The sequence below is a fragment of the Streptococcus infantis genome (assembly GCF_047463315.1).
Lineage (GTDB): Bacteria > Bacillota > Bacilli > Lactobacillales > Streptococcaceae > Streptococcus > Streptococcus infantis_AB.
The window spans coordinates 156432-175675 of the sequence record NZ_JASHEB010000001.1 but is presented as its reverse complement, the minus strand read 5'-3'; the positions used below and the strand labels follow the sequence as shown (position 1 = coordinate 175675).

Genomic DNA, 19244 nt, shown 5'->3' with positions numbered 1-19244 from the left:
TCGAGAAGCACATGTATATTGAAATGGTGGATGAAACTGGTCAGGTTTCTAAAGAAATTCTACAACAAACTCAAGAAATTTTAGAATTTGCTGCTAAAAAAATTGGAAAAGAAGACAAGGAGATGGCAGTCACTTTTGTGACCAATGAACGCAGTCATGAACTCAATTTAGAGTTTCGTGCTACTGACCGTCCAACAGATGTTATTAGCCTTGAGTACAAACCTGAATTAGAGATTACCTTTGATGAAGAGGATTTGGCAGAAGAACCTGACTTAGCAGAAATGATGTCAGAATTTGATTCTTATATCGGCGAGTTATTCATTTCAATTGATAAAGCGCATGAGCAAGCTGAAGAGTACGGTCATAGTTTCGAACGTGAAATGGGCTTTTTAGCTGTGCACGGTTTTTTACACATAAACGGTTATGATCACTACACTCCGGAAGAAGAAGCGGAGATGTTCGGTTTACAAGAAGAAATTTTAACAGCCTATGGACTCACAAGACAATAAACGAAAATGGAAGAATCGCGACTTGCTCTCAAGTTTAGATTTTGCCCTGACAGGTATTTTTACTGCCATAAAAGAAGAGCGTAATATGAGAAAGCATGCAGTGACTTCTCTCTTAGTTCTACTTGCAGGCATTGTTTTTCAAGTTTCCAGAATTGAATGGCTCTTTCTCCTATTAAGCATTTTTTTAGTAATTGCTTTTGAGATTTTAAATTCTGCTATTGAAAATGTAGTGGATTTGGCTAGCCATTATCACTTCGATATGCTTGCAAAGAAGGCTAAAGACATGGCTGCAGGTGCAGTTCTTGTTGTGTCTTTATTTGCTGCAGTGACTGGACTTATCATTTTCATCCCTAGGATTTGGGATTTGCTATTTTAAACATTATAGAGGTAACTATGACATTTAAATCAGGCTTTGTAGCCATTTTAGGACGTCCCAATGTTGGGAAGTCAACTTTTTTGAATCATGTCATGGGGCAAAAAATTGCCATCATGAGTGACAAGGCGCAGACAACGCGCAACAAGATTATGGGAATCTACACGACCGATAAGGAACAGATTGTCTTTATCGATACGCCGGGAATTCACAAACCTAAGACAGCTCTTGGAGATTTCATGGTAGAGTCAGCCTATAGCACTCTTCGTGAAGTCGATACCGTTCTCTTTATGGTTCCTGCTGATGAGCCACGAGGGAAGGGTGACGATATGATCATCGAACGTCTTAAGGCTGCTAACGTACCAGTCATTCTCGTGGTAAACAAGATTGACAAGGTGCACCCAGACCAACTTTTGGCTCAAATCGATGATTTCCGTAATCAGATGGACTTCAAAGAAATTGTACCGATTTCAGCTCTACAAGGAAATAATGTTTCGCGTTTGATTGATATTTTGAGCGAAAACTTAGAAGAAGGTTTCCAATATTTCCCGTCAGATCAAATCACCGATCACCCAGAACGTTTCCTAGTATCAGAGATGATTCGTGAAAAAGTGTTACACTTAACGCGTGAGGAAATTCCACACTCAGTTGCAGTAGTGGTTGATTCTATGAAACGAGATGAAGAGACTGACAAGGTTCATATCCGAGCAACCATTATGGTCGAGCGTGACAGCCAAAAAGGGATTATCATCGGTAAAGGCGGTGCCATGCTCAAGAAAATTGGAACCATGGCTCGTAAAGATATCGAACTCATGCTAGGAGACAAGGTCTTCCTAGAAACATGGGTCAAGGTTAAGAAAAATTGGCGCGATAAGAAATTAGATCTTGCCGATTTTGGTTACAACGAAAAAGAATATTAAGAAGAGGTGGGCAGTAGCCTGCTTCTTGTTTTTAGAGAAGGAGGAGCTATGCCTGAGTTACCTGAGGTAGAAACAGTTCGGCGAGGTCTGGAAAAATTGATTCTGGGGAAGAAGATTTCAAACATTGATATTCGTTACCCCAAGATGATTAAAACTGATTTGCAGGAATTTCAGAAGGAAATGCCTGGTCAAGTCATTCAATCAATGGGACGTCGTGGCAAGTATCTACTTTTCTATTTAGACGACAAGGTTTTAATCTCTCATTTGAGAATGGAAGGCAAGTATTTTTATTATCCAGACCAAGTTCCAGAACGTAAACACGCCCATGTATTGATTCATTTTGAGGATGGCGGGACTTTAGTCTATGAGGATGTCCGTAAGTTCGGAACTATGGAGTTGCTTGCTCCTGAGCTTTTAGAAACTTACTTTATTTCAAAAAAACTTGGTCCGGAACCCACTGAGCAGGATTTTGATTTAGGGAGTTTTAAACTAGCCTTGAAAAAATCTAAAAAGCCCATCAAATCTCATTTGCTGGACCAGACTCTTGTTGCAGGATTGGGAAATATCTATGTTGATGAAGTTCTTTGGAGAGCGAAAGTTCATCCTTCTAGAACCTCTAATAGTTTAACACCGCAAGAGGCCAGAAAAGTCCATGATGAAACGATCAATGTTTTAGGGCAGGCTGTTGAAAAGGGTGGTTCAACCATTCGCACTTATACCAATGCATTTGGAGAAGATGGGACCATGCAGGAATCGCATCAAGTATATGACAAGGCAGGTCAATCTTGTTCGCGTTGTGGAACCATCATCGAAAAGATTCAGCTTGGTGGTCGTGGAACTCACTTTTGTCCAAAATGTCAAAGGAGGAAGTGATGGGAAAAATAATCGGAATTACTGGTGGTATTGCGTCAGGTAAGTCCACTGTCACAGAATTTTTAAGACAAAAAGGGTTTCAAGTTGTAGATGCGGATGCAGTCGTCCACCAACTACAAAAACCTAGTGGACGACTCTATCAGGTTTTAGTGGAGCATTTTGGGGAGAAAATCCTTCTTGAAAATGGTGAACTGAATCGCCCCTTACTTGCTAGCATTATTTTTTCAAATCCTGAAGAGCAAGAATGGTCTAAGAGAACCCAAGGTGAGATTATTCGTGAGGAGTTAGCTGCATTACGAAATCAGTTTGCTCAGACAGAAGCTATCTTTTTCATGGATATTCCACTGCTTTTCGAGCAGGACTATGCTTCATGGTTTGACGAAACTTGGCTAGTCTATGTAAATCGTGATGTTCAATTGGAGCGATTAATGAAACGGGACCAAATTTCAAAAGAAGCAGCTGAATCCCGTTTAAACTCTCAATGGCCTTTAGAAAGAAAAATTAGTCTGGCTAGTCACAGTCTAGACAATAATGGAAATCAGGAACAGTTGATAGCTCAAGTAGTTCAGTTGTTTGAAGAAATGTGTCTATAAATTAACATTGTTAGGAAGGAGAATTTTGGTATTGTTTGTTCAAATCATATTAGATTGAAATAGTATCAAATACAAAAAATCTAGTGCGTGTAAAAATTAATCTAAAATGCTCCTCTTGTGGCAGCATGAATTATCTAACCAGTAAGAACTCTAAAACACATCCAGATAAGATTGAAGTCTTAAAGTATTGTCCCAAAGAAAGAAAAGTGACTCTACATCTTGAATCTAAGTAGAAATTATGGTAGAATAATAGGGATTTTAAGGAGTTTGATATGTATAACCTATTATTAACCATTTTATTAGTATTATCTGTTGTGATTGTGATTGCAATTTTTATGCAACCAACTAAAAATCAATCTAGCAATGTATTTGATGCCAGCTCAGGTGATTTGTTTGAACGTAGCAAAGCGCGTGGTTTTGAAGCCGTAATGCAACGTTTGACAGGAATCTTAGTCTTTTTCTGGCTAGCCATTGCCTTAGCATTGACGGTATTATCAAGTAGATAAGAAAATAATGGGCGAGACTAGGTCTTTGCCTATTTTTATTTTTGAAAGAAATAAGGTTTTACGCCAAAAAGAAAAATTTTAACAATCTAGAAAGAAAACATGAAAGATAGAATAAAAGAATATTTAAAAGAAAAGGGACGAGTCACTGTAAATGACTTGGCTCAAGCTCTTGGAAAGGATGGTTCCAAGGACTTTCGAGAGCTCATTAAAACCTTGTCCCTGATGGAAAGGAAGCACCAAATTCGCTTTGAAGAAGATGGTAGTCTCACCTTGGACCAAAAGAAGAAACACGAGATTACTCTTAAAGGAACTTTTCATGCCCACAAAAATGGCTTTGGTTTTATAAGCCTAGAAGGGGAAGAAGATGACCTTTTTGTAGGGAAAAATGATGTTAACTATGCCATTGATGGCGATACTGTTGAAATTGTAATTAAGAAGATTGCAGACCGACAGAAAGGTACAGCAGCTGAAGCTAAGATTATTGATATTTTAGAACACAGTTTGACGACGGTTGTCGGGCAAATCGTTCTTGATGAGGAAAAACCCAAGTATGCGGGTTATATCCGTTCTAAAAATCAAAAGATTAGTCAACCTATCTACGTTAAGAAGCCAGCTATTCAATTAGACGGTACAGAAGTTCTCAAGGTCTTTATTGATAAGTACCCAAGTAAGAAACACGATTTCTTTGTTGCCAGTGTCTTAGATGTGGTTGGACATTCTACAGATACAGGGATTGATATCCTCGAGATCTTGGAATCAATGGACATTGTATCCGAGTTTCCAGAAGCTGTTCTCAAAGAAGCGGAAAATGTACCGGATGTACTATCTGAGAAGGATTTTGAAGGACGATTGGATCTTAGGAATGAAATTACCTTTACCATTGATGGTGCGGATGCAAAAGACTTGGATGATGCTGTTCATATCAAACCATTGAAAAATGGAAATATCGAACTAGGTGTTCATATCGCCGACGTTTCTTACTATGTGACAGAGGGATCTGCTCTAGATAAGGAAGCCCTTAATCGGGCGACCTCCGTCTACGTGACAGACCGTGTAGTTCCAATGCTGCCAGAGCGTCTTTCAAACGGTATCTGTTCTCTTAACCCTCAAGTGGACCGCTTGACTCAATCTGCTATTATGGAGATTGATAAACATGGTCGTGTTCGTAATTATACTATTACGCAGACCATCATCAAGACAAGTTTCCGTATGACTTATAGTGCTGTCAATGATATTTTAGCTGGTGATGAGGAGAAGAGACAAGAGTATAAGAAAATTGTTCCTAGTATTGAACTCATGGCCAAGCTTCATGAAATTCTTGAAGGTATGCGGATTAAGCGTGGGGCTCTCAATTTTGATACCAATGAAGCTAAAATCTTGGTTGACAAGCAAGGGAAACCAGTAGATATTGTTCTTCGTCATCGCGGTACTGCAGAACGTATGATTGAGTCCTTTATGTTGATTGCTAACGAAACGGTTGCAGAGCATTTTAGCAAGTTGGAACTTCCTTTTATCTATCGGATTCACGAGGAGCCTAAAGCTGAGAAAGTTCAGAAGTTCATTGATTATGCTTCAAGTTTTGGCTTACGAATCTATGGGACAGCCAGTGAGATTAGTCAAGAAGCACTTCAAGATATTATGCGTACTGTTGAAGGTGAGCCATATGCGGATGTGTTATCCATGATGCTTCTGCGTTCTATGCAGCAGGCTCGTTATTCTGAGCATAATCATGGTCACTATGGCCTAGCAGCGGACTATTATACTCATTTCACCAGTCCGATTCGCCGTTACCCGGACCTCCTTGTTCACCGTATGATTCGTGACTATGGACGTTCTAAAGAAGTGGCGGAACATTTTGAACAGGTCATTCCAGAGATTGCAACTCAATCATCCAATCGTGAGCGTCGGGCTATCGAAGCTGAACGTGAAGTTGAAGCTATGAAAAAAGCCGAATACATGGAAGGGTTTGTGGGTGAAGAGTATGATGCAGTAGTATCAAGTATCGTCAAATTTGGTTTTTTTGTTGAATTGCCAAATACAGTCGAAGGCTTGATTCATATTACAAATCTGCCTGAGTTTTACCATTTCAATGAACGTGATTTGACTCTTCGTGGAGAGAAATCAGGGACAACCTTCCGTGTGGGACAACAGATTCGTATTCGTGTCGAAAGAGCTGATAAGATGACTGGTGAGATTGATTTCTCCTTTATTCCAAGTGAATTTGATGTGATTGAGAAAGGTTTGAAAGACTCTGGCCGTAAGGATAGAGGTCGTCGTTCGGGTAAGAAAGAAGACAAGAGAAAAGCTGGTCGCTCAAGTGATAAGCGCAAGCATTCATCAAAAGACAAAAAGAAAAAGAGCAAGAAACCTTTTTATAAGGAAGTAGCAAAGAAAGGAGCCAAGCATGGCAAAGGGCGAGGGAAAGGTCGTCGCGCAAAATAAAAAGGCGCACCACGACTATACAATCGTAGATACGCTAGAAGCAGGGATGGTTCTGACAGGAACTGAAATCAAGAGTGTTCGAGCAGCCCGCATCAATCTGAAAGATGGGTTTGCCCAGGTTAAGAATGGGGAAGTTTGGCTGAGTAATGTCCATATCGCTCCTTATGAAGAGGGCAACATTTGGAACCAGGAGCCAGAACGTCGTCGTAAACTTCTCCTTCATAAAAAACAAATCCAGAAATTGGAGCAAGAAACTAAAGGAACAGGTATGACCTTGGTTCCTCTTAAAGTTTATATCAAAGATGGCTATGCTAAGCTTCTTTTAGGACTTGCGAAAGGGAAGCACGACTATGACAAGCGTGAGTCGATTAAACGTCGTGAGCAGGATCGAGACATTGCGCGTGTTATGAAAGCTGTTAACCACCGATAGAAAGAGTGAAGAATATGGAAAAACTAGTTGCCTACAAACGCATGCCTGTCTGGGATAAAGACACCATGCCAGAGGCTGTTCAAAGAAAACACAATACTAAGATCGGAACCTGGGGCAAGATTACCGTATTAAAAGGTACTCTTAAGTTTATTGAGTTGACTGAAGAGGGAGAAGTTATAGCTGAGCACCTCTTTGAAGCAGGTGCTGATAATCCTATGGGACAACCTCAAGCTTGGCACAGAGTGGAAGCTGCCACAGAAGATGTGGAATGGTATTTGGAATTTTATTGTAAACCAGAGGATTATTTCCCAAAGAAATACAATAGCAATCCAGTTCATTCGGAAGTACTAGAAGCTGTGCAGACGGTCAAACCATGTAAGGCACTTGATCTAGGATGTGGTCAAGGTAGAAATGCACTCTTTCTAGCTCAATATGGATTTGATGTTACTGCAGTTGACCAAAATGAACTTTCCCTTGAAATCTTGCAAAGTATCGTGGAGCAAGAAGATTTGGAAATGCCTGTTGGTCTATACGATATCAATTCAGCAAGCATCGGACAAACTTACGATTTTATCATATCGACAGTTGTACTCATGTTTTTACAAGCAGATCGTATTCCGGCTATTATCCAAAACATGCAGGAGCAAACCTCAATTGGGGGTTACAATTTGATTGTGTGTGCCATGGATACAGAAGATTATCCATGTTCAGTTAATTTCCCATTTACCTTCAAAGAGGGTGAGTTGGCAAATTATTACAAGGACTGGGAATTGATCAAGTACAATGAAAATCCCGGCCATCTCCATCGTCGTGATGAGAATGGTAATCGTATTCAACTACGCTTTGCGACTATGTTGGCTAAAAAAGTAAAATAAATGAAAAAAAGGAATAGAGAGCAGTCGTTTTCTATTCCTTATTTATTACCCTAATAAGAAAGGGAATTCTCAATTTATGCTATACTAGAAGTAGGAGAAGTCGATGAAATGAAACAGAATTGTGATAGTTTTAAAACGATTCTAATCGACCACTATTCTTTCAGACTTTTTTGTAGAGGAGGTCTTAGGATGACTAGTCTTTTAATTGAACTGTACGACCGTCATACCATTGAGAAAAATGTCTACCAGGCTTTTGTCAGTGATTGTGATGAGATTTTATACCTTTCTACAAGAAAAATTGCTGAGGAAGAAAAGCTATCCTTGAAGCATTTTCTAATAGAACAGGTTCCTCACTTAAAACAAGTACATTTTCGACAATTTAACCTAGAAAAAACCTGCCAGGAATTAGACGTATTTATCAATGATTTTGAGACAGTTACCATCGATGTTTTTGGCGGAGATAACCTATTAGCAATAGTTCTATATCAGTATGGTTTGGAGAAAGGTATTTCGATTATTGCTATGGATGTTGAACAAGGAAAGCAGTATACCTGGAAAAGGGGCAAGATTTATGATAAACATTTAGATATTCCTAGTTTATCCATTGAACAATTGATAGCTTTACGTGGTGGAAAAGTTCTTAAATCAAGAAGACCTCAGCATTCTAATAAGCAAGTGCTAGCTATTAAAAAATTGGCAAAATATGCTATTGAAAATCCTGAAAAATGGTATCAGATTACCCAATTCTTTGCACTGGCAAAAACAACTGATTTTCATGCTGAAACAGCAAAAGTTTTGGAGAGTAATGGAAAAATTTATTCTTACCCCAGTAGCTTGATTCCTTTGTTCAAAAAAGCTAATTTACTGAAAGTAGAAGAAGAAACAACAGATACTGTTACTTATACATTCCCAACACCAGAAGCACATCTGTTATGTCGAACTAAAGGGCATATTTTAGAATTGTATATCTATTTACTAGCCCTCGAGTCAGAGTATTTTGATGAATGTATGATTGGTACTGAAATTGACTGGAATGGGATTTTCCCTGAGGCTGACAATGTTCAAAATGAGATTGATGTTATTCTTCGTAAAGGTCACTCTGTAGTTTTCATTTCTTGTAAAATGACTGATCTAGCAGTTGAAGCTATTAACGAACTTGAAGTTTATGCCAATCATTTTGCGGGTGATAATTGTTTGAAGATGATTGTTTGTTCAGGCAAGATTAACCCCGTTTACAGTCATCGTTGTCAGGAATATGGTGTAATGGTGATAAAACAGGATCAAATACAGAATCTTATTCCCATGTTACAGAAATATATTAGAAAACATCTGAAATAGTTGAGAATTAAATGTGAAAAAGGTTGAGTTGGTCAGCCTTTTTCTGTTTTTTCTTTTCGAATGGATTAGAAAAGGAGAGGTTATGTTTTTAGCTAGAGATAAAAAAGGTCATTTAATCAATGCGTTAGAAAATGAAGTAAAGAGACAAGCTTATTATTGTCCAGCTTGCGGAACAAGTGTTCGCTTGAAAAAAGGGAAAAATGTAAGAACCCATTTTGCGCATGAAAGTTTAAAAAGTTGTGATTTTTATCATGAGAATGAAGGGCCAGAACATTTGGAAAATAAGGTGGCACTTTTTAATTGGGTTAAGAAAGATGCTGAAGTAGAAATGGAATATCCCATATCTGAACTGAAGCAAATCGCAGATATCCTCATCAATAAGCAATTAGCACTGGAAGTTCAGTGTAGTCCTATTTCTTGTGAACTTTTACGGGAGAGAAGCAATGGTTATCGAAGTTTGGGAATTCAAGTTCTTTGGCTACTAGGAGAGAAGCTCTGGCTAAAAGAGCGACTAACTAAACTTCAGAGAGATTTTCTTTATTTTAGTAATAATATGGGATTTTATCTTTGGGAGTTAGATCATAAAAAACAAGTTTTGAGACTCAAGTACCTCCTTCACCAAGATTTGAAAGGAAAACTCCATTATCAGCTCAAGGAATTTTCTTATGACAAAGGAAATCTTCTAGAAATTTTACGTAGTCCATATAAGCAACAAAATCTTATCACTTTTTCGGTTAAACAAGATAAGAACATTTGTCGTTTCATTCAAAAACAGCTCTACTATCAAAATCCCTATTGGATGAAGCAACAAGCCCAAGCTTACTTGAGAGGTGAAAACTTATTAAATTTGAAGATTCAGGACTGGTATCCCCAAGTAAGGCCTATAGAAAAAGGGCTTTTCTGCCAAATAAAACAAGATATTAATGACTATTATCGATACTTTCAGGCTTATTATGACTATAATCCTCAAAATCAGCAACAAAAGCTCTATCCACCTGCCTTTTATCAGCATTATTTCTCGAAAAATATGGTAAAATAGAAAGGATGGAGGAAATTTATGGTATTACAACGAAATGAAATTAATGAAAAAGATACATGGGATCTATCAACGATCTTTGAAACAGACCAAAAATGGGAAGAAGAATTAGCCCTATTAACCGAGGACACAAAAGAAGCAGCTAGCCTTGAAGGGCATCTTTTGGATAGCGCAGAGAGCCTATTAAATATTACAGAGCGTTATTTGGATTTGAACCGTCGTCTTGAAAAACTCTATGTCTACGCTCATATGAAAAACGACCAGGATACACGAGCTGCTAAATATCAAGAATACTATGCAAAAGCAATGACTCTTTATAGTCAACTCGACCAGGTGTTCTCTTTCTATGAGCCAGAATTTATGGCAATAACAGAAGAGCAGTATCAAAACTTTTTAGCAGAAGAACCAAGACTCCAGCCTTATAAACACTTCTTTGATAAACTCTTGCAAAATAAGGAACATGTCCTTTCACAACGTGAAGAAGAGTTGTTAGCAGGTGCTGGTGAAATCTTTGGTGCTGCTAGTGAAACTTTCGCTATCTTAGATAATGCAGATATCGTCTTTCCATTTGTTAAAGATGAAGATGGAAATGAAGTGCAGTTGTCACACGGTGTCTATATGCGCTTAGTAGAATCTAAGAACCGTGAAGTTCGTCGTGGTGCATATGAGGCACTATACTCTACCTATGAGCAATACCAGCACACTTACGCTAAAACCTTGCAGACCAATGTAAAAGTACAAAACTACCGTGCAAAAGTTCGAAACTACAAGAGTGCGCGTGAAGCAGCTCTTGCAGCGAACTTTGTTCCAGAAAGTGTCTATGACAACTTAGTATCTGCTGTTCGTAAGCATTTGCCATTATTGCATCGTTATCTCTCACTTCGCTCAAAAATATTGGGTATTCCAGACCTTAAAATGTACGATGTCTATACACCTTTGTCTTCAGTAGAATACAGCTTTACTTATGAGGAAGCCTTGAAGAAGGCAGAAGAAGCTTTAGCAGTTCTTGGCGAAGATTACTTGAGTCGTGTCAAACGCGCCTTTAGCGAACGTTGGATTGATGTGTATGAAAACCAAGGCAAGCGTTCAGGTGCATACTCTGGTGGTTCCTACGATACTAACGCTTTTATGCTTCTTAACTGGCAAGATAACCTAGACAATCTCTTTACTCTTGTACATGAGACAGGTCATAGTATGCATTCAAGCTACACGCGTGAAACCCAACCTTATGTATACGGAGATTACTCAATCTTCTTGGCAGAAATTGCTTCAACAACCAATGAAAATATCTTAACTGAAAAATTATTGCAAGAAGTTCAAGATGACGCAACACGCTTTGCTATTCTCAATAACTTCTTGGATGGTTTCCGTGGAACAGTGTTCCGCCAAACTCAATTTGCTGAATTTGAACATGCTATTCATCAAGCCGATCAAAATGGTGAAGTCTTAACAAGCGAGTTCTTAAACAATCTCTATGCTGACTTGAACCAAGAATATTATGGCTTGAGCAAGGAAGACAATCATCAAATTCAGTACGAGTGGGCTCGTATCCCTCATTTCTACTATAATTACTATGTATATCAATATTCAACAGGCTTTGCAGCAGCTTCGGCCTTGGCTGAAAAGATTGTTCACGGTAGTCAAGATGATCGTGACCGTTATATTGATTACCTCAAGGCTGGGAAATCAGACTATCCTCTAAATATCATGCGAAAAGCTGGTGTTGATATGGAAAAAGAAGACTATCTTAATGATGCCTTTGCAGTCTTTGAACGCCGTTTGGATGAGTTCGAAGCACTTGTTGAAAAATTAGGATTAGTATAAAATGGTTGAGTCATACAGTAAAAATGCTAACCATAACATGCGACGGCCTGTTGTTAAGGATGAGATTGTGGAATTTATGCGCCACAGGCAAGAGCAGGTGACTGGTTCTTTAAAAGAACTAGAAAACTTCGCTCGCAAGGAGAATATTCCTATCATTCCTCATGAAACAGTCGCTTATTTCCGTTTTCTAATGGAAACAATTCAACCAAAAAATATTTTAGAAATTGGAACGGCAATTGGATTTTCAGCTCTCTTAATGGCAAATCATGCTCCAAATGCAAAAATTACAACCATTGATCGGAATCCTGAAATGATTGGTTTTGCCAAGGAAAATTTCACCAAGTTTGATAATCGCCAACAAATCACTCTTTTGGAAGGCGATGCGGTAGACGTTTTGTCAACATTGACAGAGACCTATGATTTTGTTTTTATGGATTCTGCAAAATCCAAATACATCGTATTTTTGCCAGAAATCCTAAAACACCTTGAGGTTGGTGGAGTAGTTGTCTTGGATGATATTTTCCAAGGTGGAGACATTGCTAAGGATATTATGGAAGTCCGACGCGGGCAACGAACCATCTATCGTGGTTTGCAAAGACTATTTGACGCAACTCTAAACAATCCGGGATTAACAGCTAGTCTAGTTCCTCTTGGAGATGGAATCTTGATGCTAAGAAAGAATCAAGCAGAAATAGAACTGCCTGATGTTGATTAATTTCAGATATTTTTAAGACAATTTAGTAAAATAGATAAGGTAAACATTTATCTAGTGTATAAAAAGGAGTAAACATGAAGAAAAAATTATTGGCTGGTGCCATCACTTTGTTATCAGTAGCTACTTTAGCTGCATGTTCAACTAGTTCTCAAGGAGCTGACCTCATCAGTATGAAGGGTGATGTCATCACTGAGCACCAATTTTATGAAGAAGTGAAAAACAACCCAACTGCTCAACAAGTATTACTTAACATGACTATTCAAAAAGTTTTTGAAAAACAATATGGTTCTGAAGTAAGTGACAAAGAAGTAGAAGATGCGGTAGCAGAAGAGCAAAAAAGATATGGTGATAGCTATCAAATTGTTCTTTCTCGTGCTGGTATGACAGCAGAAAGTCGTAAAGCTCAAATTCGTACAAGTAAACTAGTTGAATATGCTGTTAAGAAAGCTGCAGAAGCTGAATTGACAGATGAGAACTACAAAAAAGCTTACGATGAGTACACACCAGAAGTAACTGCGCAAATTATTAAACTTGACAGTGAAGATAAGGCTAAAGAAGTTCTTGCTAAAGCTAAAGAATCTGGAGCTGACTTCGCACAATTGGCTAAAGATAATTCAACTGACGAAAAGACAAAAGCAAATGGTGGAGAAATCACTTTTGACTCTGCATCAACAGAATTGCCAGACGTTGTTAAAAAAGCAGCCTTTGCCCTTAATGTTGATGGAATCTCAGATGTGATCACAGCTCCAGGTACACAAGCTTATTCAAACAGTTTCTATATTGTGAAATTGATCAAGAAAACAGAAAAATCTTCTAACTGGGAAGACTATAAAGAAAAATTGAAGACAGTTATCCTGACTCAAAAACAAAATGATGCTACTTTTGTTCAAGGTGTAATTAGTAAAGAGTTGCAGGCGGCAAATATCAAGGTTAAAGATCAAGCCTTTCAAAATATCTTTACTCAGTACATTCAAAGTGATACAACAACTCAAACAACAACTACATCAGCAGCAACTGAAACGACCACAACTGCAGCTGAAACTACAACAACATCTTCAAACTAAAGATGAAAACTCTATCTTTCTACTCTTGAAAGGTAGAGTTTTTTTGAAGTTTTCTTAGCTAAAAGTTAAAAATATAAATAAATGTTTGTGAATTCTAAAAGCTTAAATTCTAGGCTTTAACGGATAAGAGTTTTTTTCTAGTCTAAAAAGTGGTATAATAGCATGTAAAACTAGAATTAATAGAAAATTAAAAATTTAGTAGATGGTGAAATATGAAAATTAGTAAAAGGCACCTGTTGAATTACTCTATTTTAGTGCCCTATATTCTCTTATCCGTTCTGGGATTGATAGTGGTATATTCAACAACGAGTGCATCCTTGATTCAGGAGGGTAAGAGCGCTTTTCAATTGGTTCGAAATCAGGGCTTGTTTTGGATCGTTAGTTTGTTGCTTATTGCAGTAATCTATAAGTTGAAACTTGGTTTTCTTCGAAACGAACGTTTGTTATTTATTGTTATGTTTGCTGAGTTAGTGTTACTAGCTTTAGCCCGTTTGATTGGGATTCCCATCAATGGTGCTTACGGTTGGATTAAAGTAGGACCTATAACTGTTCAGCCTGCGGAATACTTGAAAATTATAATCATTTGGTACTTGGCTCAACGTTTTTCAAAACAACAAGAAGAGATTGGTATTTATGATTTTCAAGTTTTAACTCAAAACCAATGGTTGCCTAGATCCTTTAACGATTGGCGATTTGTCCTTTTGGTCATGATTGGAAGTTTGGCTATTTTCCCTGACCTTGGAAATGCTACAATTCTCTTTTTAGTAGCATTGTTGATGTACTCAATTAGTGGGATAGCTCATCGATGGTTTGCAACTATTCTTGGAATATTGACCAGTTTATCCTTTGTTTCCCTCACAGCCATTAAATTGATTGGTGTTGAAAAGGTTTCTAAGATTCCAGTATTTGGATACGTTGCTAAACGATTCAGTGCTTTCTTTAATCCATTTGATGATGTCGCTGGTGCAGGACACCAGTTGGCAAATTCATACTATGCTATGGTAAATGGAGGATGGTTTGGGCTAGGATTAGGAAACTCTATCGAAAAACGAGGTTATCTACCTGAGGCACACACGGACTTCGTTTTCTCTATTGTGATTGAGGAATTTGGATTTGTTGGTGCCAGTCTTATTTTAGCACTATTATTCTTCCTAATTCTTCGTATTATTTTAGTGGGGGTACGAGCAAAAGATCCGTTCAACTCTATGGTAGCAATCGGTATTGGTGGGATGATTCTAATTCAGGTATTCGTTAATATCGGAGGGATTTCAGGATTGATCCCTTCAACAGGTGTAACCTTCCCATTCCTTTCTCAAGGGGGGAATAGTCTCCTGGTTCTATCAGTAGCTATCGCCTTTGTGTTAAATATCGATGCTAGTGAAAAACGTGCAAAACTCTACAGCGAATATGAAGCACAGCTCTAAGAAAAAGTGACAAGGAGAAAAATATGTCTCTTCAAAAACTAGAAAATAACAGAAACAAAACTGTAGTCCAAGAAGAAGTTCAAATCTTGACAGATTTACTTGAAGATATCACGAAAAATATGCTTCCTGCTGAGACTTTTGACAAGATTATGCAGTTGAAGAAGCTATCATCAAATCTAGACTATCAAGGACTAGATAAGGTAGTGAGAAGCCTTTCAAATGATGAAATGGTCTACATCTCTAGATATTTCTCTATTTTGCCACTTTTGATTAACATCTCCGAAGACGTTGACTTGGCATACGAGATTAACCACCTAAACAATATTGATCAAGATTATCTTGGTAAATTATCAACAACCATTGAAATGGTAGCTGAAAAAGAAAATGCAGCTGAAATTCTTGAACATTTGAACGTGGTGCCTGTTTTGACAGCCCATCCAACTCAGGTTCAACGTAAGAGTATGCTTGACTTGACTAATCATATCCATACTCTCTTGCGTAAATACCGTGATGTGAGAATGGGACTTATTAACAAAGAAAAATGGCACAATGATCTTCGTCGCTACATTGAGATTATCATGCAGACGGATATGATTCGTGAGAAGAAACTAAAAGTAACGAATGAAATCACAAACGTGATGGAATATTACAATAGTTCTTTCCTACAAGCTGTACCTAATCTAATGTTAGAGTATAAGCGTCTTGCAAAAGAGCAGGGGATTGACCTAAAACAAGCAAAACCTATCACCATGGGAATGTGGATTGGTGGTGACCGAGATGGAAACCCATTTGTAACGGCTGAGACACTCATGCGCTCTGCAACCATTCAAAGTGAAGTCATCTTCAACTACTATATCAGCAAGATTTCTAGTCTCTATCGCACATTCTCTCTTTCTACTAATCTATCCAAGACAAGTAAGGCTGTTGAAGAAATGGCTGCTCAATCTAGTGATACATCTGTTTTCCGCGAGAAAGAACCTTATCGTCGGGCTTTTCACTTTATTCAATCAAAATTAATTCAAACTCTCTTAAATTTGAAAGAGTGGGCTCTTGTCGGCTCATCAGTAGATGAACGTCATCATATTGAGCGACTTTTTGGTGCTCAAGGACATCAACAAGGAGAGGTAACTGACTATATCAGTAATCGAATCTCAGGAGCTATCCAAGATTTGGCAGATGAGCGTCCTCCTTACTACGAAACAATTGAAGAATTTAAACAAGATTTAGCTATCATTAAAGATTCATTGCTTGAAAATAAGGCAGAAGCTTTGCTTACTGGAGAGTTTGCCGAGCTTTTGGAGGCTGTTGAAGTCTTTGGTTTCTTCTTGGCATCTATCGATATGCGCCAAGACTCAAGTGTTCATGAAGCCTGTGTTGCTGAATTATTAGCATCTGCTGGAATTAATGACCATTATAGCGATTTGTCAGAAGATGAAAAATGTGACTTGCTTTTACATGAATTGTTAGAAGATCCTCGAATCTTGTCAGCGACTTATGCTGAGAAGTCTGAACTACTCGAAAAAGAGTTAGCTATTTTCCAAACTGCCCGTGAATTAAAAGACCGTTTGGGTGAAGATGTCATTCGTCAAACGATTATTTCTCATGCAACCAGCGTGTCTGATATGTTAGAATTGGCGATTATGCTGAAAGAAGTCGGTCTTGTGGATGCTGAAAAAGCACGTGTACAAATCGTGCCTCTCTTTGAGACGATTGAAGATTTGGATCATTCCGAAGAGACTATGAGAAAGTATTTCTCTTTACCGCTTGCTAAGAAGTGGATTGCTTCAAAAGATAATTATCAAGAAATCATGCTAGGTTACTCAGATAGTAACAAGGATGGCGGTTATCTATCATCTTGTTGGACTCTATACAAAGCTCAACAACAATTAACCGCTATCGGTGATGAATTTGGAGTCAAAGTAACCTTCTTCCACGGTCGTGGTGGTACTGTTGGTCGTGGTGGTGGCCCTACTTATGACGCCATTGCTTCTCAACCACTCAAATCAATCAAGGACCGTATTCGATTAACTGAACAAGGTGAAGTCATCGGAAATAAATACGGAAACAAGGATGCAGCCTACTATAACTTGGAAATGTTGGTATCAGCGGCTATCAACCGTATGATTACACAGAAGAAGAGTGATACCAATACATCAAATCGTTATGAAGCTATCATGGATCAAGTAGTCAGTCGTAGCTATGATATCTATCGTGAACTAGTATTTGGAAATGACCATTTCTATGATTATTTCTTTGAATCTAGTCCAATTAAGAATATCTCAAGCTTTAATATTGGTTCTCGTCCAGCAGCACGTAAAACAATCACTGAAATTGGTGGACTACGTGCCATTCCTTGGGTATTCTCATGGTCACAAAGTCGTGTCATGTTCCCAGGTTGGTATGGTGTTGGTTCAAGCTTCAAGGAATTTATTGATCAAGATCCAAAAAATATTGAATACCTTCGTGACATGTATCAAAATTGGCCCTTCTTCCAGTCACTCCTATCAAACGTTGATATGGTTCTATCAAAATCAAATATGAATATTGCTTTTGAATATGCTAAACTTTGTGAAAGTGAAGAAGTGCAAGCAATCTACTATACTATTTTGGATGAATGGCAATTGACTAAGAACGTTATCTTGGCCATCGAAGGCTACGATGAACTTCTGGCAGAAAATACTTACTTGAAAGACAGTCTAAACTATCGTATGCCTTATTTCAACATTCTGAACTATATCCAGTTGGAGTTGATTAAGCGTCAACGTCGTGGTGAGTTATCTTCAGATGAAGAAAGATTAATCCATACAACTATCAACGGAATTGCTACAGGTTTACGTAATTCAGGTTAATAAAAGCAATATTTTCCAAAAACCGTAGGAATTTTCATAATTTTTTAAAATAATTCATGAAAATCCTTGACAAGTTTTAGTAAAATGATATAATCGTATCATTCAGAAAGTAATCATTGAAGTTTTCTAGAGAGTCTGTGGTTGGTGGAAACAGATAGATGGAAGTGATGAAAATTGGGCTGAATGTTATAAAGAATTTGAAATCATAAGAATTCGGTGAGCACACCTTACAGTGCAACTCGTGAAGCGAGATTGAGAGATAGGGGGATACCCTATAATTGAGGTGGCACCGCGCATCGACGTCCTCACACAAGTTTTTTGTGTGAGGACTTTTTCTATGGGGAGGATAATGATGGAATTTAAACGATGGCGACGCTTGGTAAAGTTATATTGAAAGTGACATGAACATTACGAAGTTTAAGTAAAATAAGGAGAAATAAATATGAATAAACGTTTAATTGGTATTATTGCAGCACTAGCACTTGTAGTTGGAGGAAGCTTGGTCTACTCTAACTTAACGAAACAAGATACTAAAACCGAGACAGCTAAAAAAACTGCTAAGGTTGGTGTTCTACAGTTCGTCAGTCACCCATCACTTGACTTGATCTACCAAGGGATTCAAGATGGGCTTGCTGAAGAAGGCTATAAAGGCGACCAAGTTAAAATCGACTTTATGAATTCAGAAGGTGACCAAAGTAAGGTTGCCACAATGAGTAAACAATTGGTGTCAAATGGAAATGATGTTGTTGTCGGAATTGCGACACCAGCAGCTCAAGGGCTTGCAAGTGCAACAAAAGACCTTCCTGTTATCATGGCAGCTATTACAGACCCAGTTGGAGCTAACCTTGTACAAAACTTGGAAAAACCAGGTGGAAACATCACAGGGGTATCTGACCATAACCCTGCTGAACAACAGGTTGAATTGATTAAAGCATTGACTCCTGATGTCAAGACAGTTGGAGCTCTTTACTCAAGTAGCGAAGATAACTCAAAATCACAAGTCGAAGAATTCAAGGCTTACGCTGAAAAGGCTGGTTTAAAAGTAGAGACTTTTGCAGTTCCTTCAACGAACGAAATCGCTTCAACAGTTAACGTTATGACTGGTAAAGTGGATGCAATTTGGGTTCCAATTGACAACACAATCGCATCTGCGTTCTCAACTGTAGTATCAAGTAACCAAACAGCTAAAAAACCAATCTACCCAAGTGCAACTGCCATGGTAGAAGCAGGTGGTTTGGCATCAGTGGTTGTTGATCAACACGATCTTGGTGTGGCTACTGGTAAGATGATCGCTAAAGTCTTGAAGGGTGAAAAGCCAGCTGACACGCCAGTCAATGTCTTCTCAACTGGGAAATCAGTTATTAACAAAAAACTAGCTCAAGAACTTGGAATCACTATTCCAGAATCAGTTCTTAAAGAAGCTGGTCAAGTAATCGAATAAGAATGAAGGAGGAGTTGGAGACATCTCCTCCA

The 19244-nt window shown here is 38.2% G+C and carries 18 protein-coding genes; all 18 read left to right on the top strand.

Annotated elements, in window-relative coordinates; translation table 11 throughout:
* Positions 1–11 precede the first annotated feature (11 nt).
* Entirely contained in the window at positions 12–509 is a 498-nt protein-coding gene (gene ybeY, locus QM857_RS00930) for an rRNA maturation RNase YbeY (protein ID WP_414274755.1), read from the top strand.
* Positions 490–885, top strand: coding sequence for a diacylglycerol kinase family protein (locus tag QM857_RS00925; RefSeq protein WP_004252647.1), 396 nt, complete (start codon positions 490–492; stop codon positions 883–885). The genes ybeY and QM857_RS00925 overlap by 20 nt, the downstream gene beginning before the upstream one ends.
* Before the next feature lie 17 nt (positions 886–902).
* A complete protein-coding gene (era, locus tag QM857_RS00920) occupies positions 903–1802 on the top strand; it encodes a GTPase Era (protein WP_414274754.1) in 900 nt (299 codons plus the stop codon).
* A gap of 48 nt (positions 1803–1850) precedes the next feature.
* A complete protein-coding gene (gene mutM / locus QM857_RS00915) occupies positions 1851–2675 on the top strand; it encodes a DNA-formamidopyrimidine glycosylase (RefSeq protein ID WP_414274753.1) in 825 nt (274 codons plus the stop codon).
* On the top strand, positions 2675–3268 hold the full coding sequence (coaE, locus tag QM857_RS00910) for a dephospho-CoA kinase (RefSeq protein ID WP_225750411.1): 594 nt from the start codon (positions 2675–2677) through the stop codon (positions 3266–3268). The genes mutM and coaE overlap by 1 nt, the downstream gene beginning before the upstream one ends.
* 83 nt (positions 3269–3351) lie before the next feature.
* Positions 3352–3501: a 50S ribosomal protein L33 gene (rpmG, locus tag QM857_RS00905; RefSeq protein ID WP_007519517.1), complete on the top strand. Its 150-nt coding sequence runs from the start codon at positions 3352–3354 to the stop codon at positions 3499–3501.
* Between the two features lie 39 nt (positions 3502–3540).
* Positions 3541–3774 (top strand): preprotein translocase subunit SecG, encoded by a 234-nt coding sequence (secG, locus tag QM857_RS00900; protein WP_000282517.1) that lies wholly within the window; start codon positions 3541–3543, stop codon positions 3772–3774.
* Positions 3775–3873: 99 nt separating this feature from the next.
* Positions 3874–6216 (top strand): ribonuclease R, encoded by a 2343-nt coding sequence (gene rnr, locus QM857_RS00895; protein ID WP_414274752.1) that lies wholly within the window; start codon positions 3874–3876, stop codon positions 6214–6216.
* Positions 6179–6646, top strand: a complete 468-nt coding sequence (smpB, locus tag QM857_RS00890; protein ID WP_001051741.1) for an SsrA-binding protein SmpB — start codon at positions 6179–6181, stop codon at positions 6644–6646. The genes rnr and smpB overlap by 38 nt, the downstream gene beginning before the upstream one ends.
* Before the next feature lie 14 nt (positions 6647–6660).
* Positions 6661–7521, top strand: coding sequence for an SAM-dependent methyltransferase TehB (gene tehB, locus QM857_RS00885; RefSeq protein ID WP_414274751.1), 861 nt, complete (start codon positions 6661–6663; stop codon positions 7519–7521).
* 189 nt (positions 7522–7710) lie between these two features.
* A complete protein-coding gene (locus tag QM857_RS00880) occupies positions 7711–8859 on the top strand; it encodes a hypothetical protein (RefSeq protein WP_414274750.1) in 1149 nt (382 codons plus the stop codon).
* 82 nt (positions 8860–8941) lie between these two features.
* Positions 8942–9898, top strand: a complete 957-nt coding sequence (locus tag QM857_RS00875; protein ID WP_414274749.1) for a competence protein CoiA — start codon at positions 8942–8944, stop codon at positions 9896–9898.
* Positions 9899–9916: 18 nt separating this feature from the next.
* Entirely contained in the window at positions 9917–11719 is a 1803-nt protein-coding gene (gene pepF, locus QM857_RS00870) for an oligoendopeptidase F (RefSeq protein WP_414274748.1), read from the top strand.
* Position 11720: 1 nt separating this feature from the next.
* Positions 11721–12434, top strand: coding sequence for an O-methyltransferase (locus QM857_RS00865; RefSeq protein ID WP_414274747.1), 714 nt, complete (start codon positions 11721–11723; stop codon positions 12432–12434).
* Positions 12435–12508: 74 nt separating this feature from the next.
* Positions 12509–13498, top strand: a complete 990-nt coding sequence (prsA, locus tag QM857_RS00860; RefSeq protein WP_414274746.1) for a peptidylprolyl isomerase PrsA — start codon at positions 12509–12511, stop codon at positions 13496–13498.
* A gap of 212 nt (positions 13499–13710) precedes the next feature.
* Positions 13711–14922, top strand: a complete 1212-nt coding sequence (gene ftsW, locus QM857_RS00855; RefSeq protein WP_178895107.1) for a cell division peptidoglycan polymerase FtsW — start codon at positions 13711–13713, stop codon at positions 14920–14922.
* A gap of 23 nt (positions 14923–14945) precedes the next feature.
* On the top strand, positions 14946–17771 hold the full coding sequence (gene ppc / locus QM857_RS00850) for a phosphoenolpyruvate carboxylase (protein ID WP_414274745.1): 2826 nt from the start codon (positions 14946–14948) through the stop codon (positions 17769–17771).
* Between the two features lie 442 nt (positions 17772–18213).
* Positions 18214–19212: a tryptophan ABC transporter substrate-binding protein gene (gene trpX, locus QM857_RS00845; RefSeq protein WP_414274744.1), complete on the top strand. Its 999-nt coding sequence runs from the start codon at positions 18214–18216 to the stop codon at positions 19210–19212.
* The last annotated feature ends 32 nt before the right edge of the window (positions 19213–19244 follow it).